Below are 25,772 nucleotides of genomic sequence, written 5' to 3' on the forward strand. Positions count from 1 at the left end.
GATCATTAGAAATAGAGCTCTTAACAAACAGTGACGCCATCAGCGCTCAATCATTAAATTACTTCGGTTGATAGGTATTTAAGCGGTTGATCCAGCCGGGTAACCAGCGTTCTTCGCCCTTTTTAGGATCTGCATTTTTAACTCTCTGAGTTAACACTCTCTCTGCGGAATCACGAAAACTTTTTAAAATTGCGGCATTTTTAGCTGTCTCTGTTGATCCTGTTGAGACGAGATCCATATTTTCTAATACTTGCATCAATCCCCAACCCTCCCCTTGATATCGCTCTTGAGGATTGATCCCTTCCCCTTTGAAATTGACATAGTCAATTAAGGCATAGAGACCATTGGGGGCACCGGCGACTTCATAAAATTTCATCTCGATAAAGTCAGGGTATTGTGAAACTTGCTTCATCTTCTGCAATGCATTTTGTAGCCGCTGATAGATAAAGAGTGTCTGTAGCTCTTGGGTGTTTTCTAAAAATTGCATCAACTCATTGAGCTCTCCCGTCGATTTTGCATGATTAAATGCTTCTCGCGTTTTCCATGGTGCAGATCGATGTTTTTGTAAAATTTTAGGGAGCGGAACACCTTGATTAGCAATAAAGGTGACCAATGCCGGAAAGGTCTCCTCAAAATGTGCCGGCTCACCGGCTTTGAACCAGATAAAGTGGCCAATTCCTAATGAGGGGAAGTTCTCCCCTTGATTCCAAACCGCTAAATTATCCCGTTTACCACCGGTCTCATTTTGATAGATTTGTGCTCCCACTTTTGTCAGCTCTGCTTGTGAGAGTGTCAGTTGTGGTGCCGCAAAGGAGAGAGATTGCAGGACAACGGTAATGAGGGCAATTGATGCCCCTTTTTTTAATCTTTTTTGGAAGGATTGGGTAAGAGTCATAGACGAATAGCTCCTTGTTTTTTCCAATACCAGATGAGGAGAAATCCTGCTGCAGCACCCCCTAGATGAGCAAAGTGAGCGATAGGATTCCAAGAGAGATTGAGGAGACCTAGAATCACTTCTAGGAGGATAATGCCGGGGATAAAATATTTTGCCTTAATAGGAAAGGGGATAAAGAAGAAGATCAGACCTGCATTAGGATAGAGCATTCCAAAGGCGATTAAGACACCATAAATCGCACCTGATGCGCCTATCATCGGTCGGATATACTCCCCTACAAGCGCTGATAATTCTGGAATGCGGTCGATATAACCAGGGCCTGTAATTACTCCTAGATGATCCATCTTAAGATTATTTTGTACCTCAAGAAGTACTTGATTAACAACTGCCGGAGAATCGAGAGCATAGAGTTCTGCCGTAAGCTGGTTGATTGTAAAATAGCTCTGGATATTAAAGAGAATAAAAGAGCCCATTCCGGCAACAAAGTAGAGAATTAGAAATTTTTGCGTACCAATAATACGTTCTATTGTGGCACCAAACATAAAGAGGGCAAACATATTAAAGAGAAGATGGGAGATGCCGGCATGGATAAAGAGATGCGTAAAGGGTTGCCAGAAGTGAAAGAAAGGTGAGCTCGGGAAGTAACTTCCTAAGAAATATTGTAGATCGAAGATCTCTAAAGAGCTCAAGAGCGCTAAGAGAATAAAGATTCCAACATTGAGGATGATGAGGGATCGTGTTGCAATAGGTAGATCTCTAAACATGGTAAGCCTTTAGATTGCGTTTCGATATTGAGTGTTACAATTATTGAGGCGTGATCGATCATTCTATATTGATTGAGCCTCTTTAAGCGCACTGCTCTTCGATTGTTAGAAGAGTGATTATCTTATCATAAGATAAATTGGGATAATGGATTCGGTCGCATCATTTTAATTTTGTTAAACTACCTCTTTTATAAAGAATTACTTAAGAATAGAGATATAAAGCATGATAGATCTGTGCTATAGAATGTTATAGACAATGGTCTGAAAGTGATTTATCAGATATCGAAACAGATATAAAAAAGTAGCGACAAAATATTACGGCCGCAAATTACGATAGAAATTACGACAGTGAGATTGGGATTTTATGGCAAAAGAGAAAATAGAGATCAGAGAGCTTCCTTGGATTCGTTATGATGAAAATCCTTACGGTATTCCGCTATTAGATTTACGACCTATCACCTACCAATTAGGAAGCGATATCGAAGAGAGTGCATTAAAGAATCTCGACTCCTATAGTCTGGAGGATGGTGCCTCTTTTTCAGGCCTTTCACCAACTGTTGATCGTTCTCTTAAAGCAGATCTACATTACCGCATTGACGGAAAACTCTATCCCGGATCACTCTTTGTTCCGCAATCTCCTGATGATCGTTGGGCGATCTTCTTCGATGGGCAAGCCCTCTATTTTATTCGTAGTTGGTCAAGAGAGCTCGTTGCTAAGGCAACAGTGAGCTTTAGAGAGAATCAGATGGTGATAGAGACTATAGAAGGTCAGATAACCGATAGTGAATTTGAGACAGAGAATCAGACGATTGCCCTCTTAAATTTTTTAATGTTAAGTCATGTTCTTGGGGAGAGTACGCCGGTGCCGCTTCTTAATGAGTTGGAGAGCGATCCTAATCGTGCTGCTGTTTGGGCCTTTTCTCTCTTTGGTCATCGGGCGAAAGTGGGTCTCTTTGCCGAAGATGCCTGCTTTTCTTCTGAAAAGGTGATGCGAACGACAACAGCTTATCATATTGCGATTGCAAATGATGATCAGGCGAGTGTTAAGTTAATTTTACAGCAGGGGTTGGTAGATCCTAACTTAATGGCACAAGATGGCTTTACACCGATTCATTGGGCGCTCTATACCGATCATTATGAGATGATGAAGCTTTTAGCAGAGCAGGGTGTTGATCTGAATGCCTCTTCTCTCAATGGTACAACGCCTTTGATGGATGCAGTGGAGATTAAATCGGAAAAGGGGTTAGCAGCACTTTTGACTTTAGGAGCAGATCCCAACAAGGCGGATGCTAATGGATTTACAGCATTGCATCGAGCCGCAGCAATGAATTTACCAAAGATGATAAAAGCCCTCTTACTAGCAAAGGCAGATGTCGATTGTCAGAGTATTAATGGTTTAACGCCACTAGATTTAGCTAAAGAGCGGGGGCATCAGGAAGTGATCTTGCTTCTAACCCCACAAGATTAGTGGTGGGACAGGATCTTATTGATCTTATGAGCGCCATTTCATCAGTAGATCTCTTAATAGCATTGTTGATAGCGTTGTTGATAGTATCGTTAATCGGTTTATTAATGAGGTTGTTAATGGGGCTGTTAATAGAGTTATTAATAGATCTGTTAATGAGTTATTAATCGTCTTTTTTAATAGGGGCATTCATAAGGATAATCATAAAATTTTTGTAAAATTATCAATAAATCGGTAAAAATACTTGAAATAGGGATGGTTATCCCCATCTTATGATCAACAGGGGAATGTTCTAAGATCTGAATAAAAGGTGTGTTAGAAAAGATTGAAAATTGAAGAATAAGAAAGATTTAGAATGGTAAACCCCAGCACGATTGATAAATTATGGGAGAATTGGTAGATGAACCAAGATAAATTTACACAAGCATTCTTAAATGCGTTAAGTGGCGCACAGACCTTAGCGCTCACCAACGATAACCAATATATTGAGCCTGAGCATGTTTTAAGTGCGATGCTCAATCAAAAAGAGGGATCGGTCTTACCCCTATTTCGTCAATGCCGAGCGAATATCCCTCTTTTAAATCAGAAAGTTAATGAGGCCATTAATAAGTTTCCAAAGATCTCTGGAAGCAATGATATCCATATTAGTCAGAATCTACAGCGTGTTTTAGTAGCTGCAGAGAAAGAGATGCATCGCCGCGGTGATGGTTATCTCTCTTCAGAAGTCTTTATCCTAGGAATTTTGGATGAAAAGAAAGGACTTGCTGAGATCTTAAAAGATTCTGGTGTAACTAAAGAGTTGCTCAATCGAGCAATCGACTCTATTCGTGGAGGTGAAACAGTGCAAGATCCTAATGCAGAAGAGAAGCGTGAAGCACTTAGTAAATATACTGTTGATTTAACTGAGCGTGCGGAGCTTGGTAAACTCGATCCTGTGATTGGACGAGATGATGAGATTCGACGCGCGATTCAAGTTTTGTCACGCCGTACTAAAAATAACCCCGTATTGATTGGGGAGCCCGGTGTCGGTAAAACAGCGATTGTAGAAGGACTTGCTCAACGTATTGTTAATGGGGAAGTGCCGGAAGGATTGAAAGGTAAACGTGTTCTTTCACTCGATTTAGGGGCATTAATCGCCGGTGCAAAATTCCGTGGTGAATTTGAAGAGCGTCTTAAAGCCGTATTAGGAGAGCTTGAGAAGGCAGAAGGTCAAGTGATTCTCTTTATCGATGAGATTCATATGATGGTGGGTGCCGGAAAAACAGATGGTGCTATGGATGCCGGTAACTTACTTAAACCTGCACTTTCTCGTGGAGAACTTCACTGTATCGGTGCGACAACGCTTAATGAGTATCGAGAGTATATTGAAAAAGATGCGGCTCTTGAGCGTCGTTTCCAACAGGTATTGGTAGAAGAGCCTACGGTAGAAGATACGATTGCGATTTTGCGTGGATTAAAAGAGCGTTATGAGATCCATCACGGGGTCGAAATTACGGATCCGGCGATTGTTGCCGCAGCAACCTTATCACATCGTTATATTACCGATCGACAATTACCGGATAAGGCGATCGATTTGATCGATGAGGCAGGAAGCCAAATTCGGATGGAGATCGACTCTAAGCCAGAAGCGATGGATAAACTTGATCGTCGTATTATTCAATTAAAAATTGAACGTGAAGCGATTAAGAAAGAGACCGATGATGCATCGAAAAAGCGTCTTGAGACACTGGAAGCTGAACTTTCTAAACTTGAGAAAGAGTATGCAGATCTTGAAGAGGTTTGGAAAATCGAAAAGAGCCTTATGCAGGGTGCAACCTCTCTGAAAGAGGATCTTGATCAGGCGCGTATTGAGCTTGAAGCGGCGAAACGTAGTGGTGATCTTGCGAAGATGAGTGAGCTTCAATATGGCAAGATTCCTGAGCTTGAGCGTCAATTGAAAGAGTCACAAGAAGCAGAAAATCATGAAGAGCGTGAGCATCGACTAGTTAGAACAAAAGTGACAGCGAATGAGATTGCGGATGTGGTCTCTAAATGGACAGGTATCCCGGTCAGTCGCATGATGGAAGGGGAGCGTGAGAAACTACTTCGTATGGAAGAGGTGCTCGGTGAAAATGTGATCGGCCAGAAAGAGGCGATTACTGCGGTATCAGATGCGGTTCGTCGTTCTCGTGCAGGATTATCTGATCCTAATCGTCCGATCGGTTCCTTCCTCTTCTTAGGACCTACAGGTGTTGGTAAGACAGAGTTAACGAAGACATTAGCAACCTTCCTCTTTGATGATGAGAATGCAATGCTCCGTTTAGATATGTCGGAATTTATGGAGAAACATTCCGTGGCGCGCCTTATTGGTGCTCCTCCAGGATATGTTGGCTATGAAGAGGGCGGTTACTTAACGGAAGCGGTTCGTCGTCGCCCCTATTCAGTGATTTTGCTCGATGAGGTTGAAAAAGCACATCCCGATGTCTTCAATATCTTGTTACAAGTATTAGATGATGGTCGCTTAACAGATGGTCAAGGCCGTACGGTAGATTTCAAAAATACGGTCATTATCATGACTTCGAACTTAGGTTCACACTTGATTCAAGAGCAGGCAGCTCGCTTGAGTGATTTAAGTGAGAAGGATCAATATCTCGCTATGCGTGAATCGGTGATGGAGGTTGTTGGTCAACATTTCCGTCCGGAGTTTATCAACCGTATTGATGATATTGTTGTCTTCCACCCACTTGGTAAAGAGCATATTCGTGAGATTGCGAAATTACAGGTGAATCGTGTGGTTAAACGTCTCCTTGAGCATGATGTGATGTTAAGTGTCACAGAGGAAGGGCTCGATAAATTAGGGGAGATTGGTTACGATCCTGTTTTCGGTGCAAGACCTTTGAAACGTGCGATCCAAACTCATTTAGAGAACCCTTTAGCAAAAGCATTCTTACGTGGTGAGTTTAAAGCGGGAGATAGTGTCATCATCGATGGTGATCTCAATATGGATGTGATTGATGCTGAAATTGAAGTTCTCTAATGAGATCGCGTAATCAATCTGTGACTGAAATGAGATCAGGCTGATCTGAATCTTGATTTTAGTAGAAAAGAATAAAGGCTGGTAGAGAATTCTCTATCAGCCTTTTTGTATCAATTATCTATTAGTCATCGTTAATTGCCTCATCATTAATCGTCGTTAATCATTATTAGTTGCTATTAGTTGCTATTAAGTTTTGCGCTACTTTTCCATCAGTTTTTATTGGTTTTACTGTTGATTATCATTTCCCATGATTGAATGGGTCAACTAAAAGAGAGAAGGAGTCATTGGGATGGGGCCAGACTTTAACCGATAATTGCGTAGAGGAAAGTGGTGCGAATCGAAGTCGAGCGAGCGGATCTCATCTTGATTGACTCGGTTATTAAAACGAGAACTATATGCCGCTTCTTGAGTATCGGTAGTGGTGAGTGCCCGTGCAATAGGATTTGTAACGATACCAATCGCCAGCAGAGAGCTGATCTGTAGAAAGTGTCGGCGTGAAGAGTGAAATGGCTTTTGCTCCATTATTAAATCTCCCTAGAATGATGTCATTAATGCATTATTTTTTTATTGTAGCTTACTTCTGCGTAAAGATGCGTCAATTAATAGAGATCTGGGTTTTGAGGATTGAGGGAGAATTCTGTCACTTTTAGGTAAAGCCGTTATAATCGTAGTTTCTACATTACGATGCCGGCGATCTCGATCACTCTTTCATAGACTCGTTAGATTCAATAGATTTTATATATTTATTTTATAGGTTTAAGGAATCGCGAGGTTTAAGGGAGAGGGGGAGAGCAGTGATGGAGATAACTATCTAAATGATTGAAAAATAGAGGAGATTATTATGGCGCGAAAGAGTGCAAAAGTTTATCGAGTCAGTTGCCAAGTTAGAGAGAATTATCAGGTTGAAATTGAGGCGCGTGAGCATCTTGTTATTGCTGATGAACCCAAACCTTATGGTGATAATGAGGGCATGACGCCGGTAGAGCTCCTTCTAGGAGCTTTAGGTGCTTGTAAGACAATGGTCTTCAAAGCCTATGCTACCCAAAAAAATATTCCTTATAAAGAGTGTTTGATTGAAGTTGAAGGCGATTTTGATTCCGCCGGCTATATGGGAGATCCCACTGTGCCAATAGGTTTTAGTGAGATAAGAACCCGCTACCATCTTACCTCTTCAGCCGATAAGGCTCTTATCGATGCCGCAATAGCGCATGTGGAGAGTCACTGTCCTGTTGCCGCAACGATCGATGTGGCGCCGAAAAAAGAGATTATAGTTAATGTAGTCAATTTATGTAAAGTTTAGTTAGCGGAATATTTTTCGTTTTTAAACTTGTTATATATTGTATGCAACTTATTGAAAAATATAAAAGTAGTTAAAGATTTTTCTTAATATTGATTTTAAAGCGCAAGAGATATTGGGGAAAAAATATAACTGAAATTAGGGTAAATGGTTGTTTTATCGGGAGAGTCAAAGACGCATGTTGATTTTTAATATTGCCCATCACTGATCTACTTTTCACTGACAGATTATAAATAGAAATTGAGCTCCCATTAAAATCACCACTTAAAGTTAATATGACAAGAGCTTAAATAAGATTAAGAAGTTAATCAGAATGATTAAAAATAAATTTGATAAATATGCTTCATTTATAAAAATTTACATATTTTTATTTATTATAGACACTCATATAATTAATATTCCATAGACTGTTAGTAAGAATTATAACGTTTATAAGAAAGAGTGGTGGGGGCTTAATGTTCAAAGAACAATTTTATTTTTTGCTAGATGCCAATGTCTGGTTTTGCCTATTAATACCCATTTATGTTATTGTTGCGCTCTATTTTATCTATCGCATTGGTCTATTTCGATTTCACTACTTTAAAGAGATTAAGCAACTCCTCTTTGAAAAACGAAGAAATAATAGTGGCATTACCCCTTTTCAGTCTTTTAGTTTGAGTATGGGGAATAGGATAGGGATTGGGAATATTGTTGGTGTTTCGCTTGCTATTAGTCTTGGAGGACCTGGGGCTGTTTTTTGGATGTGGGTTTTTGCCTTCTTAGGAATGTTTTTGGCATTTGCTGAGGCCGTTTTAGCTCAACTCTATAAATCTAAGGATCGAGGTCTTTATCGTGGGGGGCCTGCTTATTATATCTGCAAAGGTTTAAAGATGCCTAAAGTAGGGGCCCTCTATGCGATCATATTTATAGCTCTTTTTATTGTCATCTTTAATGGGATTCATTCGAATATTTTAGTCTCGTTAGTCCATAGTACATATAGTGAAGCGATGGGAGAAAAAATTCTGTGGTTAATATTGATTGTTATTTTAGTAACTATTATTGGTAATGTTCGTTGGCTTACTCATATTGCTACGCTGATGGTTTCCGCAACCCTTTTCCTTTATATTACAATTATTTTAGCGATTGTTTTTTTCAATATTCAAGAGTTGCCTACACTGTTTTGGTCAATTATTAAGAGTGCTTTCGGTTTTCAGGAGGCGGTAGGTGGAGGGATAGGAGTCGCTATTGTTGAGGGTATTAAGAAGGGAAGTATATCTCATGAAGCAGGAATTGGTAGCACTGCCTCGGCAGCGGCAACGGCGAATACGAGCCATCCTGTTAAGCAAGGATTATTACAGAGCTTTGGGGTTTTTATTGATAGTTTTGTTATCGGTGGACTTTCAGCTTTTATTATTCTCTCTTCTGGTCTCTATAGTCCTAATGTGGCGAATGGAATTCTTTTGATGCAGGCTTCATTAGGGCTATCCTTAGGTTTATTTGCTCCTTATATTTTTTCACTTATTTTGATTCTCTTTGCCTTAACATCGATCATTAGTGGTTTTTATTATGGAATGGTTAATGTTCTCTATTTTAAAAATTGCAAATGGGTAGAACATCTTTATAAACTTTTTTTTATCATAGTAATATTAACGAGTTATTTTATTGATATGGGTGCTTTAATTGCGATTACGATGATATTTATTTCTTCTTTAACGGTACTTAATAGTATTGTAATTTTTTCTTTACGACACGTGGTTACTGCGTTATGGAATCATTATGTAGAGCAGAAGAGGCTAGGTTTTGATCCTCAATTTTATGCAACAGATATCCCTTGGCTTGGTGAGCTTGAGTGTTGGCAGCATGATGATTTAGAAACTCAATTTCAAGAAGATGCTTATTTTCGAGTGATGCCACCATCGAAGGATTCTGGGTAGAACTCTATATATTTCCCTTTTAGATATAAGAAGTTAATGAGCTATGGGAAGTTCACTTGTATGTCTTAGAGATCACGAGCATGCAAGGGGAGATCACCTCTGTATACTGCTATAAATTAGTATCGGTAAGGGGTGATCTTCTTATTTTTGAAAATTTCACCTAGATTTTTTTGATTACGACATCAGGTTTTATAATAATTTTTCGCTCTCTATAGAGCGCCCCTAATGCGCGTTTAAAGGCTGATTTACTGACCCCTAAAATTTTATGGATTTCATCCGGTGAGCTCTTATCACTAATTGGTAAGGTTCCGCCATACTCACTCAATCTCCGCATAATCATCTCTTCTAAAGATTCTCGCGCCTCAGGTGTATTGATAATAGCCTGTTCTGCAATATCGAGCTTTCCATCCTCTCGGATATGTTTTACAAAGCCCTCAATCTCATCGCCAATTTCAAGATCGCTCTTCACATCGCTATGGTAGATTAGGCCCCAAAATGTGTGATCGACAATTACCTTTACCCCTAAATCAGTCATGCTTTCCACAAGCAGCGCGACAGGATTCCCAACCTCATAATGATGGGGTTTTTGATCTAAAAATTTCTCAAGTTTCATGCTTGCGGTGATACGGCCAGATACCTCATCAATATAGGTGTAGACAATGACAAAATCCCCAGCATGAACGGTACCCACTTCCTCGCTAAAAGGGAGCAGTAGATCTTTAGGTAATCCCCAATCGAGGAAAATACCGATATCGTTGATCTCGACCACTTGAAGATCTGCAAAGCGCCCAACAGTGGTATAAGGTTTTTGGGGGGTGGCAATAGCGTGGCCATGATTATCAAGATAGACAAAAAGGTCGAGCCATTTACCCACCTGAGTAGGTTGGTCTTTGGGGATATCTCGGTGTGGTAGAAGAACATCACCCTCTAAGATCAATCCTAATTTATTCTTTTCGATGATAGTTAAACGATTCATCTGCCCAATGATAGGGCTGTTTGTACTGTTATAAGACATAAGGCCTTTTGATGATTAATTGATACATTGTAGCGCTCAGTGATGCTACTTTTTAAAACAGTGAATATCTTTGATCTCTATAAAGATCGAAAAGAGATTCTCTAATAGGCTCTATTATAAGCATATGAAAAAAAATAGTGATTGAAAGCTATCGAAGAGGCGAAAATTTTTGTATTAAGAGTTCTAAAAATATTTATTGGGACTGCTTTTTTGCAATGGCAGTTGCCGCACAGACGGCTGATCCCCACGCCCATTGAAAATTATAACCTCCGAGCCAACCGACAACATCAACAACTTCACCTATAAAGTAGAGGTTCTCCACTAATCGGCTCTCCATGCTTTTAGGGTTAAGTTCTTTGGTATTGACGCCTCCTCTAGTTGCTTCTGCCGTTTTGTGTCCATCGGTGCCACTAGGTGTAATAGACCATGCATTGAGCGATGCCCCTAAGGTTTCTAAAATTTTATGAGGGATTTCAGGAAGTGGGGTTGTTAGATAGCTTTGGAAGGGTGCTTTTTGTAACCAAAATTGAATAAATCGCTTAGGTAATGCTGGAATCAATTCAGTGATGGCGCGTTCTAGTTGATATTTAGCACGCTGTTTAAGATCTAACAACGCTTGAGTAAGATCGATATTGGGCGCAAAATTGATAGTGATTGCTCTTCCAGGTTGCCAATAACTTGAGATCTGTAAAATACCGGGACCAGAGAGTCCTTTGTGGCGAAAAAGAAGGTCCTCTTCAAAGGTGATACGATCTTTTGCTCTTTTCCCTGATTGTGTGGAGATCTCAACAGGCATCGAAATGCCGGCAAGTGTTCTATATTCTTCAGCTTCCCAAAAATCAAAATGGAGCGCTACTAGTGCCGGACGTGTTGGAATAATAGAGTGCCCGAACGATTTTGCAATGCGATAGCCAAAATCGGTAGCGCCTATTTTAGGAATCGCTAGCCCTCCTGTTGCAATAATGATGGAGGATGCTGTCAATAAGCCCTCTGAGCTCTCTACTTGGAATCTGTCAGCTGATTTTGTAATAGTATCCACTCGGCATCCCTTTCGTAGTTCAACCGCTGCTTCTTTACACTCATTAAGAAGCATATTGATAATATCTTTTGAGGAGGCCCCTAGTTCACGGTCACAGAAGAGTTGTCCTCGATGTTTTTCGGTATAAGGGATCTGGTAGCGTTCAACAAGCGCGATAAAGTCCTGGGCGGTAAAGTTAGAGAGCGCATAGCGCACAAACTTAGGATTTTCTGAAACATAATAGGGGGCGGCATCGAAGCCATCGATATGGGTATTAGTAAAATTACAAAAGCCGCCTCCGGCGATACGAATCTTCTCCCCAATCTTTGTGGCATGATCTAAAAGAAGGACAGAGAGTCCTGCTTTACCGGCATAACTTGCAGCCATCATCCCGGCAGCGCCAGCACCGACAATGATGAGATCGAAATGTGAGGGGAATGGTTTCATAGTCTACTATTACCTATCTTAATTTTGTAGAAGTGATTGAAGAGAAGGGCTGAAGGGGAGCAATTATAAGCGATCGAAATAGACTATAGAATCGATTTTAAATATATTTCAGAATGCATCATTCTTGCGCCAAGTGCTTCCGCTTGTTGGTAAATTTTAGCAGAGGCCTGATTATTTGGAATAATATTGGACATGCAATCGGTTAAAATGATCAGCTTCTCCATGATTTGAGGTGCATTTTTTAGGAGGTCGGCAATTGTATTGGCAACACAGAAATCCATTGCTTCACCCACAATCACAATCTCATCAAATATTGCAAATCGGTTTAAGAGCTGTTGATCTAGGCAAGTAGCCGGATGAGATTGAAATTCAACCGCCGCTTTGAGAATACTATAATGTTCTGTGAAGGGGTTACTCCCCTTATTGTAGAGCTCAAAGTTTCTTCCTGCTCTGTGGGACCATTGGGAGAGCGCTTGATAGAGGGGATCAGGTAGCGCCCAACCATCTGTACCGATAAGGCAATGGGGTGGCCAGATGGTGCATTGATAGTCGGCAGATTGAAGCGTTTTTAGATAGTGTAATGCCTGCTTAGGATAATATTGTGGAATCCAATATTTTTGTACCACATCCTCATAGGTAATTGTGGTGAAGGGTGCCGGCATATCGCCCGCCTCATTGCGCCAAAATGTGGGATGAGCAATATGGAGCGGATAGTGAGAATCCATGCTGATAATGATCTCGGTAAAATACTCTCCTGCTGTCTCAATTAGGTGAATAATCTTCTTTAGATCCTCCTCTGCTCCCGCTACAGCGAGTTTTCCCTCAGGGTGGCAAAAGTCATTCTGTAGATCGATCCCAAGAAGTAGGCGCTGCCCACTCTCTCTGCGCTCTAATCCGTTATCTCCTTGATTCATGAATATCTCCTTACTATTTTGATTGATTATTTTATGGCTCATAGACACATAGACTCATAGCTTTCTAGGCTCATAGTAGGGCTCATTTTATTATCTTCTCCATAAATGAGTTCCTATTTTTTTTATGTCATAGATCCCCTTGAATCATCTCCATTTTTTATGGCGTTTTGGGAGGAATCTATTTTTATCATCAGAGATTTCAGGGGTTTGATACACTGCTGATAATCTCGCTCGAACGGCACATTATTCTCTATGCGTCTCGCTCTTAATCTCTAATATTACAGTATCTATCATAGTTATTATGGCAATATTCTTGAAAGGGCTCGATCGTTCCGGCTTTATTGATGACTTTGTAGAGGCATGTAGAGGCATGTAGAGCGAGTTGAAGAGGAGATGGCCAAAGTATCATGATCAAAGTATCAGTTAAAATAATCAGTTAATAAATAGTTAATCATTAATTAACAATCAATCAATAACTTATGAAAGATAAAGTGGGGAACATATGGCAGGAGAACTATTCCTGATTTTAATGTTAGTGGCGATGGTCGCAGGATTTATCGATGCAATCGCCGGTGGGGGTGGTCTGATTACACTACCGGCACTACTATTAGCAGGCTTATCGCCGGTACAAGCATTGGCGACCAATAAATTACAATCATCTGCCGGCTCCTTTTCGGCAACATTTGCCTTTTTTCGTCAAGGTTTAATTCAGTGGCATCACTCTAAGTGGGTCTTCTTTCTGGCTTTGACTGGCGGCATGATAGGTGCGCTTTTAGCAACACGATTGCCGGCCACTTTTTTACAGATCGTTGTTCCATTACTGCTACTTTCTGTGGCGATCTATTTTCTCTTCTCTCCTAATCTAGATGGGCGTGAGCGAAGAGCAAAGATCTCAAGAACACTCTTTCTCTTAACGATAGTTCCCTTAATCGGCTTTTATGACGGGATCTTTGGTCCGGGAACAGGTTCATTTTTTATGGTGGCATTTGTGCTTCTTCTCGGCTCGACACTAGTTAATGCGATTGCAGAGACAAAGCTTGCTAATTTCGCTTCTAATATTGGTTCACTCCTTATCTTTGCTTTTTCAGGAGAGATGCAGGTTCTATTAGGACTACTGATGGCGCTAGGGGCTTTTATCGGTGCGCAATTGGGGGCGCTATTTGCCGTTAAATATGGAGGTAAGGTGATACGTCCTCTCTTAATTGTGATGAGTGTTGCCATGGCGATCAAACTTCTTTTGGAACCCAATAATCCCCTCTCTTTGTGGGTTCTCTCTTTTTGGGGATAGCTGTTGAGCCTCCTCGCGTTGCTTGCATTTTTAGAAGAAAGAGAGTAATTATGAAGGAGTTACCGATCAATATGAAAAGATGCTTCATATGAAAAGTGAGGCGACAAGAAGTTACAATCTTTTTGCAGCGACAATATTCTTACGGTGACAGATTTTAAAAAATAATAATGATAAATAGGTGCCGAAATAGGGTGTCATACTAACCAGGAGAAGCGATAGCGGCAGAGTGATGAGCTCGCTACTATCAATAAAGGAGAAAGCATGAGGAAGAAATATCTATTAACACGCCTTTCATTAGGCGTCAAAAGAGCCGTAGCCGCGATTACTGTTGGTGGTGCGCTACTTTTAGGAACGGCGCAAGCCTCCACATTAGTCTACTGTTCAGAAGCTTCACCGGAGACTTTTAACCCCCAATTAGCATCATCAGGGACCACCTTTGATGCAAGTGGTATTCCACTCTATAACCGATTAACCGAGTTTGTCTTAGGCACTACAGAACTCGAACCAGGTTTAGCAGAATCCTGGGATGTGAGTGAAGATGGCAAAGAGTATACATTCCATCTCCGAAAAGGAGTCAAATTTCATAGTAATAAGGACTTTAAACCAACTCGGGACTTTAATGCCGATGATGTGATCTTCACTTTTGAAAGACAGATGAATCCTGAACATCCCTATCATAATATTTCGAGTCGTCAATTTGAGTATTTTGAATCGATGGGATTCCCTGAGTTGATAGAATCGGTCGAGAAGGTTGATGATCATACCGTTAAAATCACATTAACCTCGCCAGAATCCCCATTTTTAGCGAACTTAGCGATGGCGTTTGCCTCTATTCTCTCTGCTGAATATGGTGAAGTACTCTTAGAAAAAGGTAAGCCAGAAGAGATTGATCTTAAACCGATCGGAACCGGTCCTTTCCAATTGAGAGCTTATGAGCAAGATTCTCGGATTCTCTTTACTAAATTTAAGGATTATTTTGGTGAGCCGGCAAAATTAGATCGCCTGATCTTCTCTATTACACCAGATGCCTCGGTCCGTTTTGCCAAATTGCAAAAGGGTGAGTGTCATGTGATGCCTTATCCTAACCTTGCTGATTTAGAGAAGATGCGTGCGAATTCTGATATCGATGTGAAGGAGTTGACAGGACTCAATATCGGCTATCTTGCCTTCAATATGGAAAAGCCTCCATTAGATAAATTAGAAGTACGAAAAGCATTGAGTATGGCGGTTAATAAAGCCGATATTATCGATGCGATATTCCAAGGTAATGGGGAGGCGGCGAAGAACTTTATTCCGCCAACGATGTGGGGTTATAACGATGAGATTGTCGATGATGAGTATGATCCAGAGGCAGCAAAAGCCCTACTTGCAGAAGCGGGTGTTCCAGAGGGTTTTGAAGTCTCTCTCTGGGCGATGCCGGTACAGCGTCCTTATAACCCTAATGCTCGTAGAATGGCAGAGATGATTCAATCTGACTGGGAGAAGATCGGTGTTAAAGCTAATATCGTCACCTATGAGTGGGGTGAGTATTTAACGCGTCTTCGTAATGGTGAGCATGATACAGCACTTATGGGCTGGACGGGAGATAATGGGGATCCTGACAACTTCTTCTCAGTTCTTTTAAGTTGTGTGGCCGCAGAGGCAGGATCAAACTACTCTAACTGGTGTAATAGTGAGTTTGATGAGATCTTAGCAGAAGCAAAAGCAGCGACTGATCATGATCAGCGTGTTGCACTCTATAAAAAAGCGCAAGAGATCCAACATCGTGAACAACCTGTGCTCAATATTGCCCACTCTACTGTCTATATGCCGGTGAGAAAAGAGGTGGTCAATTATGTTATCGATCCATTAGGAACGCACAACTTCAACCAAGTTGATATTGAGGATTAAATTTAGATAGCGTTGCGATAGCTTAATTTTGGTTCCTCTTATCAATCTCTTTTAAAGAGGGATCTTCATCATTGAAGATTTTATATTGGCGACCTAATCCTTAAATAAGTATAGAGGTAGGAGCGCTATGGGTTTTAACCTAAGCGCTCCTTTTTATCTCTATCTTGATGAGTGCGACTAGCTTGTTAGCTAATCCACTAGTTAATATTAGTTAGCTAGATCACTCAATCAATAAGAATGGTGCTCTAGGCGTCTTGGGTTAACCGATGAATCGCTATCGCATTTCCTCAATCTTTTCCAGAGATAGGATGCAACATGATTCAATTTTTCTTTCGCCGATTGGGGATGATTATCCCCACCTTTATCGGTATCACACTATTAACCTTTATCTTTATTCATCTGATACCGGGCGATCCCATTTTGCTCTTTGCCGGCGAGCGCGGTATTACTCCGGAGCGCTATGCTGAGTTGCGTGCGCAATTTGGTTATGATCAACCCTATATCGTGCAATATTGGAACTATCTTAAAGGATTGTTTCATGGCGATTTAGGGAACTCTCTGGTGACTCAGCGCGCGGTCTGGTCAGAATTTGTCCCCCGTTTTAAAGCAACATTAGAACTTGCAACTTGTGCGATGATTTTTGCGGTTGTGGTGGGGGTTCCTGTCGGCGTGATCGCCGCGGTGAAGCGCGGATCGATTTTCGATCATGCGGCTGTTGGGATCTCTTTAACAGGATATTCAATGCCCATTTTTTGGTGGGGCATGATGTTGATTATGCTGGTCTCTGTCAATCTCGATCTAACGCCGGTTTCCGGCCGGATTAGCGATATGGTCTTTCTTGATGATAGTGAGCCATTAACAGGTTTTATGTTGATCGATACCTTCTTCTTTGGGGAAGAGGGAGATTTCTGGGATGCGCTTCATCATATGATTCTTCCTGCCATTGTTTTAGGAACGATTCCATTAGCCGTGATTGTTCGGATGACGCGCTCCTCAATGCTCGAAGTTTTGAGTGAAGATTATATTTTAACCGCTAGAGCGAAGGGGTTAGGGCGGATGCGGATTATTTTGATTCACGCCTTGCGAAATGCACTCATTCCCGTTGTTACGGTGATTGGCTTACAGGTGGGAACAATGTTGGGTGGTGCGATTTTAACAGAGACAATCTTCTCTTGGCCGGGAGTTGGTCGCTGGCTGATCGAATCACTACAGCGTCGTGATTATCCTGTTGTTCAAGGTGGTGTTCTCCTCGTTGCTTCGCTCATTATTTTAGTCAACTTTATTGTTGATCTACTCTATGGCGTTGTTAACCCTCGTATTAGACATCAATAAGGAGAGTAAGATGGCTAAACATCATGATCGAGATTTAAATGTCATTTTAGAAGAGGGCGAAGCAACTTTAGAGGCGGATCGTCCTCCTGCGGAAGAACTTCTCTTTGCGCGTAAACCTGAGACCCCTCTTCGACAATTTTGGTTCTATTTCAGTCGAAATAGAGGCGCATTGCTAGGGCTGATCTTTATCCTTTTTATTATTTTTGTCGCTATTTTTGCTCAATATATTGCACCTCATGATCCGACAGAACAGTTTCGGGGCTCTTTCCTAAAGCCACCTGTCTGGATGGAGGGAGGTTCTTGGCAGTTTATCTTAGGAACGGATGATGTTGGACGCGATATTTTAAGCCGATTGATCTTTGGTGCGCGTCTCTCATTATTAGTGGGTGTTGTCGTTGTGCTTCTTTCGCTACTGCTAGGTATCTCTTTAGGGCTTCTTGCCGGTTATTTTGGTGGTACTGTTGAAGCGATCATTATGCGTATTGTCGATATTATGTTAGCTCTACCGAGTCTTCTTTTAGCACTTGTTCTAGTGGCTATCTTTGGTCCATCGATTGTTAATGCCTCTATTGCCCTCGCTTTTGTGGCGCTACCTCACTATATAAGACTTACAAGAGCGACTGCTTTAGGCGAGATGGAGAAAGATTATGTGATTGCCTCTCAAGTTGCCGGAGCGGGGCATCTTCGGCAGATGTTTATTAATGTGTTGCCCAACTGTTTAGCACCTCTTATTGTGCAAGCAACATTGGGTTTTTCTAATGCGATCTTAGATATGGCGGCACTGGGATTTTTAGGAATGGGGGCTCAGCCACCAACTCCGGAGTGGGGGACCATGCTCTCTGATGTCTTGCAATATGCGCAATCTGCGTGGTGGGTTGTCGCTTTTCCTGGAATTGCGATCTTATTGACCGTTCTCGCCTTCAATCTGATGGGTGATGGTTTGCGAGATGCATTAGATCCAAAGTTGAAGGTGTAAGGGGGCAGAGATGAGATTATTAGAAGTAAAAGGCTTAACGGTTGAATTTGGAGAGAAAGGAGATCGTTTTCGTGCGGTTGACCGAATCAGTTATAGCGTTGATCAGGGGGAAGTGGTTGGTATTGTCGGAGAGTCCGGATCCGGTAAATCTGTAAGTTCTCTTGCCATTATGGGATTGATCGACTTTCCCGGCATCGTTTCGGCAGAGGCCCTCTCTTTTGATGGTAAAGATCTACAAAAGATGAAAAGGCGGGAGCGACAAAAGATCTTAGGGGATGATGTAGCGATGATCTTTCAAGATCCGATGACCTCGCTCAACCCCTCTTTTACCGTAGGGTATCAAATTATGGAGACCTTAAAAGTCCATCAAGGTGGGAGGAAAAGGGAGCGTAAAGCGCGGGCTTTAGAGTTATTGACGTTGGTGGGGATTCCTGATGCCGCCAATCGTTTTAATCTCTATCCTCATCAATTATCGGGGGGGATGAGTCAACGGGTGATGATTGCGATCGCCATTGCTTGTAATCCTAAATTGTTGATTGCTGATGAGCCGACTACAGCGCTTGATGTCACGATTCAAGGACAGATCATCTCACTTCTGCTTCAATTGCAAAAAGAGCAGCAGATGGCGCTTCTACTGATTACCCATGATTTGGCATTAGTTGCGGAATCGGCGGATAAGATTATTGTGATGTATGCCGGACAAATTGTTGAGATTGCGCCTGCCACACAACTTTTTCAAACGCCACTTCATCCTTATACCGAAGCACTCCTTCGCTCTTTGCCGGAGTTTTCTCAAGGTGCTTCCCGCTTACAATCACTACCTGGAGTTGTGCCGGGGCGTTATGATCGGCCTCAAGGTTGCCTTCTCAACCCTCGCTGTAGTTATTGTCAAGAGATCTGCCGGCAACAGGAGCCCCCTTTACTGCAGAGAGAGGATCGTTTTGTGAAATGCCATTTTCCTTTGGTTAAAAAACAGATAGTCATGTCCGAGAGCGACGAAGAATCCTTATCAGGAGGAGCTTATGAGTAGTCAGGAAGAGAGAAGTGGTGTTAAGAAAGCGCCTCTTTTAGTCGCGGAGGAATTAACGAAATATTATGCTGTCAGCCGAGGCTTATTTCGTGAAAAGGGGGAGGTGAAGGCTTTAAATGGCATCTCCTTTGAGCTTGAAGCGGGTAAGACATTGGCGGTTGTGGGTGAATCGGGGTGTGGGAAGTCGACCCTTGCTAAAGTATTAACAATGATTGAGCCCCCCACAAGTGGTGAGTTGCGTTATCGGGGAGATTCTCTTCTCCTTTCTGCACCAGAGACGGCCGCTTTGCGACGCCAGAAGATTCAGATTATCTTTCAAAACCCTTATGGTTCCCTCAATCCGCGAAAGAAGATCGGCACGATTTTAGAAGAGCCTCTCAAGATTAATAGTGATCTCAGTCGGGGAGAGCGCAAAGAGCGGGTCTTAGCGATGATGGAGAAGGTAGGCCTTCGTCCTGAGTTTTATGATCGTTATCCCCATATGTTCTCGGGAGGACAACGACAAAGGATTGCGATTGCTCGAGGTTTAATGCTCAATCCCGATATTGTGATTGCTGATGAGCCGGTCTCAGCACTTGATGTCTCTGTTCAAGCACAAGTTCTCAATTTAATGATGGATCTTCAGGAGGAGTTAGGGCTCTCTTATCTCTTTATCTCACATGACCTCTCTGTTGTGGAGCATATTGCCGATGATGTGATGGTGATGTATCTCGGTAAAGCGGTGGAGAAAGCGAGTAAAAAAGCGCTATTTTTAGATCCTATGCATCCCTATACTGAAGCACTCCTATCGGCAACCCCAAGATTGAATGATCAAAACCGGCGAGAGAAGATCACCTTAACAGGTGAATTGCCGAGCCCACTCAATCCGCCACAAGGTTGTGCATTTCATACTCGCTGTCCTAAAGCATTTGAGAAGTGCTATCACTCTCAGCCGGAGATCAAGGTCTATCACGATAGAGGTGGTGAGCCTCATGAAGTTGCTTGTTTTCTCCTCGATGAGATTGAGTCACTCGATGCTCGTGATAAGAGAGGGGAAGATTAATGGGTATCAGAAAAGGTTTTATTTGATGTTCTATGAGACTTAACCTATCTGATCTATTCTCTAATCTGTACACTCACTGCAGTGAGTGTAATCAGTGTAAGAAGATGGGAGCTATGATCGACAGCCCCATCTTTTTTATGATTTCCCCTGGTTTTCTGATCTTTTCTAATCTTTACTGATGATCAAAGAGATATCAGTCATTATGGAAAATATTTTTCAAAAAGGTCTGTGCCCGTTCGCTAGGTGTTCCTTCAAAGAAAGCTTCTTTTGAGAGATCATCATAGATCTCCCCCTCATCGATAAAGATAATTCGATCCGCTACTTGTCGGGCAAATCCCATTTCGTGGGTGACACACATCATTGTCATCCCTTCTTGAGCGAGCTCTGTCATAACAGCAAGTACTTCATGAATCATTTCAGGATCGAGTGCTGAGGTCGGTTCATCAAAGAGCATCACCACAGGATCCATGGCAAGCGCTCTTGCGATAGCAACACGCTGCTGTTGTCCGCCAGAGAGTTGTGTGGGATATTTTCCGAGGTGTTTACTTAATCCAACCCGATCTAATAATCCTAGCGCTTTTGCATGAGCACTCTCTTTATCACGTTTTAGAACCTTCATCTGTGCAAGCATAAGATTTTTTTCAATAGACATATTGGGAAAGAGCTCAAAATGTTGAAAGACCATTCCTACCTCAGCTCGAACTCTATTAATATTGGTTTTAGGATCTGCTAATGAATGCCCATTGATAATAATATCCCCCTCTTGGAAAGGCTCTAAACCATTTGCACATTGAATTAAGGTTGATTTCCCAGAACCAGAAGGGCCACAAACCACGACGACTTCCTTCTCTTTAATTTCAGTGGAGCAGTTTTTCAGTACTTGGAAATTGCCATAAAATTTACTGACATTCTGATATTGAATCATAAGGTGCCTCTTCTCTTTTGTAAGGTTCGAACGAGATAAGATAGTGAAAAGCAGATGATAAAGTAGATAAAGCCGGCAAAAAGAATCATCTCCATTTTTGCATTATTGTTATAGCCGATAATATCTGTAGTTCTGAAGAAATCATTAAGGCTCATAATATAGACCAGGGAAGTATCCTGAAAAAGAATAATACCTTGCGTTAGAAGTAGGGGGATCATATTGCGAAGCGCTTGTGGCAAAATGACATGATAGATTGCTTGTCCTCTTGTCATCCCGAGAGCTAAGGCTGCGCTCATCTGTTGCCGGCGTACACTCTTAAATCCTGCGCGAATAATCTCAGAATAGTAAGCGGCCTCAAATAGAGAAAATGCGACGATCGCCCAAAAGAGCCGTACTCCCGTACTGTTACCTAAGCCTAAATATTGTTGTAAAGTTGGACCAATTGCGAGGTAGAACCACATTAACACCATAATGAGTGGGATTGAACGAAAGAGATTGACATAACCCGTTGCAATCCAAGCGATCGGCTTAGGACCGTAGAGCCGTAAAACGGCAAGCACAATTCCCCAAAGGATCCCAACAACGATGGCAATGCCGGTAATTTGTAAGCTAACGGCCATCCCTTGTAATAGAAACTGATAGTTTTCACCAATAATAGAGAAGAGGCTAGAAAAAGAGAATTGACCCATTTTAAGCTCCTTCTTTCAGTGAGGGAAGTTGTGTCCATCGCTCGATCAACTTCATAATGAACATTAAGGTGACATTGATGATGATATATGCAATCGTCACAAGGAAAAATGATTCGTAAGCTTTCGCTGTATAATCGTTGATCTGTGCCGCTTGCCGGGTTAGCTCTGCAAGACCAATGGTCTGTAGTACGGAGGAGTTTTTAAAGATATTAAGAAGCTCGGAGGTCATCGGCGGTAAGATGATTCTCAGTGCTTGGGGTAAGATGACGTAACGATAAGCTTGCGGAAGCGTTAAACCAGTGGCAAGAGCAGCTCTGAGTTGGCCTCCTGCTAATGATTCGATACTTGATCGAACCTGTTCTGCAATTCGTGCAGAGGTAAATAGACCTAAACATAAGATCCCCGCAGTCATCATCTGCACTAAAGGATCTTGAGATTTGATCCAATTACCGATTGTTTCAGGCATTAAGTTAGGCCAAACGTAATACCAAAAGAAGAGTTGCACAATGAGCGGGACATTTCGTAAGCACTCGACATAGGTTGCCCCAATAAATCGTAGTGTGCGACTAGGTAAGGTTCGTATTGTTCCAATAATAATTCCTAACGCTAATGCTAATATCCAGCTACTACCAGAGGAGATAATGGTCCATTTCGCACCTTCTAAAAGCCAGTCTAGATATGTTTCATTAATGACGGCTTCTTGTAAGAGCATAGAAAAATCTAGTCCAAACATAGATTAACCTTTTAAGAGAAGAGGGTAAGAGTAGGAGTAGTGCGATCGAAGTAGGGGGCTTTGAGAGATATCTCGCACTCAGTCAATAGAGCGATAGAGAAAGCGTATCTGCTCAAGGTGTCTACTAACGCTACGCTTCTAAATCAGATTTATTAAAGACGAGAAACTCTAGAGAAGAGGTACGCTCTTCCTAGAGATCCTTGTCAATATCTGCGCGTTTGTGCGCTATCTCATAAGAGCGATAAGACGCTATTGATAAGGTTTATCCGTGGGGTTGTTAAAGAGCTCTCGCATACTCTCAGAGAGTGGAAATTCCAAGTTGGCATTACGAGGGGGAATGGGCTCAGTGAACCATTTGTTGTAGATAAGTTCCATCTCCCCAGAGCCAGAAAGATCTGCGATTACTTGGTCTGCTAAGGCCTTAAACTCACTATCTCCTTTCCGCAACATACAGGCGTAAGCTTCCTGCCCTTGTGATTCTCCAGTAACGACCCAGCGATCAGGTTGAGGTGACTTTGCTCTCTCTCCATAGAGTAGAGAGTCATCCATCACAAAAGCAACGCCGCGATTATCAGCTAGCATCATAAAAGCATCACCATGATCTTTTGCTGCTTGGATGCGCATATTCATCCCCTTCTCGGCATTCATATTACGCAGCACACGCTCCGAAGTTGTCCCCGCGGTGGTAATGACCACCTTATCTTTGAGCTCTTCAAAAGATTCAATACCCGAATTAACATCTGTAATCATACGGATATTGATAATAAAGATTGTATTGGTAAAGTCGACCTCTTGCGCACGGGCGGTGTTGTGTGTCGTTGAGCCACATTCTAGATCGATCGTTCCATTTTTCATCAGTGGAATACGATTTTGTGAAGTAATAGGAACGAGTTTGACATCGATCTTTTTCCCCAGTTTCTTCTCAATGCCTTCAACAATTTTCATACTAATCTCATGAGAGTAGCCGACGACATTTTGTTGATTATCATAGTAGGAGTATGGAATAGAGGATTCTCTATGACCTAGGGTAATGGTTCCTGTTTCATCAATCTTCTTGAGTGTTCCCGTTAGCTCTTCTGATAGAGAGATACAGGGAAGTGCAAGTAAACCGCACAGGGTGAGTCCTAAAATCGACTTTTTCATCTGTTATCCTCCAGATAGTGATAATAAAGTTAAATGGGACCATCTTTTATTGTTTTATGATGTTGTGCTAAAAGTGCCAAAAGCTTTTGAATGGACAGCCTCAAGATATCGATACCTTTTAAGTCTTATGTTGCCCCCATTTGCGGTATATCTATTTCGGTATATAAAGTCTTGCTGTAGTCGCGTCATCATTACTCATAGCTTCTCTATTTATGATGGTCTACATCTAGATATATGATAGTGCTGCAGAAAAGGCAATTAGGAAGGGATGTGACTTTTATGACGTCTATATAACTCAAAGTTATAGTAATCGATATCATAGGATGCTCTTTTGCTCTCTTGACGGTTTTTGAGTAACTCCTTATTCTGTTGATCATTGATCGATATCTACAGGAATGAGTTATGCCAAAAAAATTGATAGTGCTAGGAAGTAGTAATGTGGACTATATCTTAAATGTGCCCCATTTTTTAGCGCCGGGAGAGACGCTTGCAGGTGACCAATATCAAGTCTCTTTAGGAGGAAAGGGGGCAAATCAAGCAGTTGCTGCCGGAAGAGCGGGTGCAGATGTCACCTTTATTGCTGCTGTTGGGGATGATAATGTTGGTCGATCTGCAATCTCACAATTTCAGCAAGATAAGATCGATACCCGTTTAATTCAGGTTGTTGAGAATGAGAAAACGGGTGTTGCACTTATCTTCGTTAATAGTGAAGGTGAAAATATGATCGGCATCTATGCTGGCGCTAATGGCGCGATGACAGAAGCGATGGTTAAGCCTCTACTTCCTGAAATTAGCTCGGCCGATCTGCTCTTAATGCAACTTGAAACACCACAAGAAGCTTTAGACCTTGCAGCAGAGCATGCTAAAAAATCGGGCGTACGAGTTGTGGTTAATCCAGCACCTGCGAGGGCTTTATCAGATCGTTTTCTCTCATTTGTCGATATCATTACCCCTAATGAAACGGAAGCTGAGCTATTAACCGGCATAAAGGTTGAAAGTGATGAAGATGCGGCATTAGCCTCACAAAAGCTACATGAGAAAGGGATCGAAATTGTCATCATTACCTTAGGAAAGAGAGGTGCGTGGGTTAGTCAAATGAGTGCCTCTAGAGAGATAACCGGAGATTTAATCCCGGGCTTTAGAGTTGAGGCGATCGATACGATTGGTGCAGGGGATACCTTTAATGGTGTTTTGGTGACGGCGCTTTTAGAGGGTAAGTCATTATTGCAATCTGTCGAATTAGCACATGCTGCCGGTGCTTTAGCGGTAACAAAGAAAGGGGCACATCCTGCTATTCCTTGGCGCAAAGCAATCGATCAATTCTATTTAGAAAATAAACAGTAAGAAGTAGAGACGAAGATATTTGATATTAGATGAGCAATAGATATTAATTCTTACCGGCGATTAGATGATTGGGAGAGGTTCAATGATCTAATCGATTGACTCATTTGATCTTTTGGTCACAAAGCTAAAAGCGGGATTACCAAGTAAGACCAGAGATAATTTAAAAACCACTCAAGAAATGTAAAAATTTTTTAAAAAAAGAGTTGCAAATAAAAATGAAAGGGGTAAGATACATCACCTCAGACGACACAGCGCTTCTGAAACAGTCAAAGCTTCATCCTATTAGTAGTCAGTTTTAAGCAAGTTTTAATATAGTTTTAATATAGTTTTTAACATCTTGCTAATAGGAGTTTGAGTAGGGTTCGAAATTGAGATTGAGATTTAAGTTAAAATCAAAATCAAGATTAAAAAATCGAAAAGAACTCAAAAAATAGTTAAAAATAAGTTTGACAAGTTGATAAAGCATCTGTAGTATAGTTCGTCTGCTTAGGGCGGTAAGAGATTCAATCTTGATTCACTTTAACCCTAAAGTTCTTTAACAAATTAATCTTAAGTAAGTTTGTATGGGGGCTTGTATTTGTTTGCGTGAGCAAAAGAATAGAAGTCTAACCAAACAATTCCAGCATCTATTTTTTT

Annotated in this window: 21 protein-coding genes; 11 read left to right on the forward strand and 10 right to left on the reverse strand. The window is 41.6% G+C overall.

Annotation, left to right across the window (positions count from 1 at the left end; translation table 11 throughout):
- Nucleotides 1-58: 58 nt before the first annotated feature.
- Nucleotides 59-895, reverse strand: coding sequence for a hypothetical protein (locus B9T19_RS09695; protein ID WP_233146843.1), 837 nt, complete (start codon nucleotides 893-895; stop codon nucleotides 59-61).
- Entirely contained in the window at nucleotides 892-1,659 is a 768-nt protein-coding gene (locus B9T19_RS09700; protein WP_094568431.1) for a rhomboid family intramembrane serine protease, read from the reverse strand. Before B9T19_RS09700 ends, B9T19_RS09695 begins: the two co-directional genes overlap by 4 nt.
- 364 nt (nucleotides 1,660-2,023) lie before the next feature.
- Between B9T19_RS09700 and B9T19_RS09705 the strand changes: the two genes are divergently transcribed.
- Both B9T19_RS09705 and clpB read left to right on the forward strand, forming a co-directional pair.
- Nucleotides 2,024-3,127 carry an ankyrin repeat domain-containing protein gene (locus B9T19_RS09705; protein WP_094568432.1) on the forward strand — a complete coding sequence of 368 codons (1,104 nt, stop codon included), beginning with the start codon at nucleotides 2,024-2,026 and terminating at the stop codon, nucleotides 3,125-3,127.
- Between the two features lie 397 nt (nucleotides 3,128-3,524).
- Nucleotides 3,525-6,140: an ATP-dependent chaperone ClpB gene (clpB, locus tag B9T19_RS09710; RefSeq protein ID WP_094568433.1), complete on the forward strand. Its 2,616-nt coding sequence runs from the start codon at nucleotides 3,525-3,527 to the stop codon at nucleotides 6,138-6,140.
- A gap of 264 nt (nucleotides 6,141-6,404) precedes the next feature.
- Here the strand turns inward: clpB and B9T19_RS09715 are convergent, their stop codons facing one another.
- Nucleotides 6,405-6,662, reverse strand: coding sequence for a hypothetical protein (locus tag B9T19_RS09715; RefSeq protein ID WP_094568434.1), 258 nt, complete (start codon nucleotides 6,660-6,662; stop codon nucleotides 6,405-6,407).
- A 319-nt stretch (nucleotides 6,663-6,981) separates the two neighbouring features.
- Between B9T19_RS09715 and B9T19_RS09720 the strand changes: the two genes are divergently transcribed.
- Nucleotides 6,982-7,440 carry an OsmC family protein gene (locus B9T19_RS09720; RefSeq protein WP_094568435.1) on the forward strand — a complete coding sequence of 153 codons (459 nt, stop codon included), beginning with the start codon at nucleotides 6,982-6,984 and terminating at the stop codon, nucleotides 7,438-7,440.
- A 452-nt stretch (nucleotides 7,441-7,892) separates the two neighbouring features.
- Nucleotides 7,893-9,350 carry a sodium:alanine symporter family protein gene (locus tag B9T19_RS09725; protein ID WP_094568436.1) on the forward strand — a complete coding sequence of 486 codons (1,458 nt, stop codon included), beginning with the start codon at nucleotides 7,893-7,895 and terminating at the stop codon, nucleotides 9,348-9,350.
- Nucleotides 9,351-9,510: 160 nt separating this feature from the next.
- On the opposite strand, the gene B9T19_RS09730 is transcribed toward B9T19_RS09725, so the two are convergent.
- The 3 genes from B9T19_RS09730 to B9T19_RS09740 form a co-directional block, all read right to left on the reverse strand.
- The gene (locus tag B9T19_RS09730) at nucleotides 9,511-10,326 is read right to left on the reverse strand and encodes a S1 RNA-binding domain-containing protein (RefSeq protein ID WP_233146844.1); all 816 of its coding nucleotides are present in this window, start codon (nucleotides 10,324-10,326) and stop codon (nucleotides 9,511-9,513) included.
- Between the two features lie 232 nt (nucleotides 10,327-10,558).
- Nucleotides 10,559-11,830: an NAD(P)/FAD-dependent oxidoreductase gene (locus B9T19_RS09735; protein ID WP_094568438.1), complete on the reverse strand. Its 1,272-nt coding sequence runs from the start codon at nucleotides 11,828-11,830 to the stop codon at nucleotides 10,559-10,561.
- Nucleotides 11,831-11,913: 83 nt separating this feature from the next.
- Nucleotides 11,914-12,744, reverse strand: a complete 831-nt coding sequence (locus tag B9T19_RS09740; protein ID WP_094568439.1) for a hypothetical protein — start codon at nucleotides 12,742-12,744, stop codon at nucleotides 11,914-11,916.
- 502 nt (nucleotides 12,745-13,246) lie between these two features.
- Here B9T19_RS09740 and B9T19_RS09745 point away from each other — a divergent pair.
- The 6 genes from B9T19_RS09745 (at nucleotide 13,247) to B9T19_RS09770 (ending at nucleotide 20,302) form a co-directional block, all read left to right on the forward strand.
- Nucleotides 13,247-14,032, forward strand: a complete 786-nt coding sequence (locus B9T19_RS09745) for a TSUP family transporter (protein WP_233146845.1) — start codon at nucleotides 13,247-13,249, stop codon at nucleotides 14,030-14,032.
- A 261-nt stretch (nucleotides 14,033-14,293) separates the two neighbouring features.
- A complete protein-coding gene (locus tag B9T19_RS09750; protein WP_094568440.1) occupies nucleotides 14,294-15,922 on the forward strand; it encodes an ABC transporter substrate-binding protein in 1,629 nt (542 codons plus the stop codon).
- 315 nt (nucleotides 15,923-16,237) lie between these two features.
- The gene (gene dppB, locus B9T19_RS09755) at nucleotides 16,238-17,254 is read left to right on the forward strand and encodes a dipeptide ABC transporter permease DppB (RefSeq protein ID WP_094568441.1); all 1,017 of its coding nucleotides are present in this window, start codon (nucleotides 16,238-16,240) and stop codon (nucleotides 17,252-17,254) included.
- Nucleotides 17,255-17,264: 10 nt separating this feature from the next.
- Nucleotides 17,265-18,230, forward strand: a complete 966-nt coding sequence (gene dppC / locus B9T19_RS09760) for a dipeptide ABC transporter permease DppC (RefSeq protein ID WP_094568442.1) — start codon at nucleotides 17,265-17,267, stop codon at nucleotides 18,228-18,230.
- A 10-nt stretch (nucleotides 18,231-18,240) separates the two neighbouring features.
- A complete protein-coding gene (gene dppD / locus B9T19_RS09765; RefSeq protein WP_094568443.1) occupies nucleotides 18,241-19,260 on the forward strand; it encodes a dipeptide ABC transporter ATP-binding protein in 1,020 nt (339 codons plus the stop codon).
- A complete protein-coding gene (locus B9T19_RS09770; RefSeq protein WP_094568444.1) occupies nucleotides 19,253-20,302 on the forward strand; it encodes a peptide ABC transporter ATP-binding protein in 1,050 nt (349 codons plus the stop codon). The genes dppD and B9T19_RS09770 overlap by 8 nt, the downstream gene beginning before the upstream one ends.
- Before the next feature lie 193 nt (nucleotides 20,303-20,495).
- Here B9T19_RS09770 and B9T19_RS09775 read toward each other — a convergent pair whose 3' ends face one another.
- The 4 genes from B9T19_RS09775 to B9T19_RS09790 all read right to left on the reverse strand — a co-directional run bounded on the left by B9T19_RS09775 (nucleotide 20,496) and on the right by B9T19_RS09790 (nucleotide 23,792).
- Nucleotides 20,496-21,227: an amino acid ABC transporter ATP-binding protein gene (locus B9T19_RS09775; protein ID WP_094568445.1), complete on the reverse strand. Its 732-nt coding sequence runs from the start codon at nucleotides 21,225-21,227 to the stop codon at nucleotides 20,496-20,498.
- Entirely contained in the window at nucleotides 21,224-21,916 is a 693-nt protein-coding gene (locus B9T19_RS09780; protein WP_094568446.1) for an ABC transporter permease subunit, read from the reverse strand. Before B9T19_RS09780 ends, B9T19_RS09775 begins: the two co-directional genes overlap by 4 nt.
- 1 nt (nucleotide 21,917) lies before the next feature.
- On the reverse strand, nucleotides 21,918-22,649 hold the full coding sequence (locus B9T19_RS09785) for an amino acid ABC transporter permease (RefSeq protein ID WP_094568447.1): 732 nt from the start codon (nucleotides 22,647-22,649) through the stop codon (nucleotides 21,918-21,920).
- 249 nt (nucleotides 22,650-22,898) lie between these two features.
- Nucleotides 22,899-23,792, reverse strand: coding sequence for a transporter substrate-binding domain-containing protein (locus tag B9T19_RS09790; RefSeq protein WP_094568448.1), 894 nt, complete (start codon nucleotides 23,790-23,792; stop codon nucleotides 22,899-22,901).
- A 402-nt stretch (nucleotides 23,793-24,194) separates the two neighbouring features.
- Here B9T19_RS09790 and rbsK point away from each other — a divergent pair, with 402 nt between their 5' ends.
- The gene (rbsK, locus tag B9T19_RS09795; RefSeq protein ID WP_094568449.1) at nucleotides 24,195-25,136 is read left to right on the forward strand and encodes a ribokinase; all 942 of its coding nucleotides are present in this window, start codon (nucleotides 24,195-24,197) and stop codon (nucleotides 25,134-25,136) included.
- Nucleotides 25,137-25,772: the final 636 nt, after the last annotated feature.

The sequence above is a fragment of the Ignatzschineria sp. F8392 genome (genome assembly GCF_002252045.1).
Taxonomy (GTDB): domain Bacteria; phylum Pseudomonadota; class Gammaproteobacteria; order Cardiobacteriales; family Wohlfahrtiimonadaceae; genus Ignatzschineria.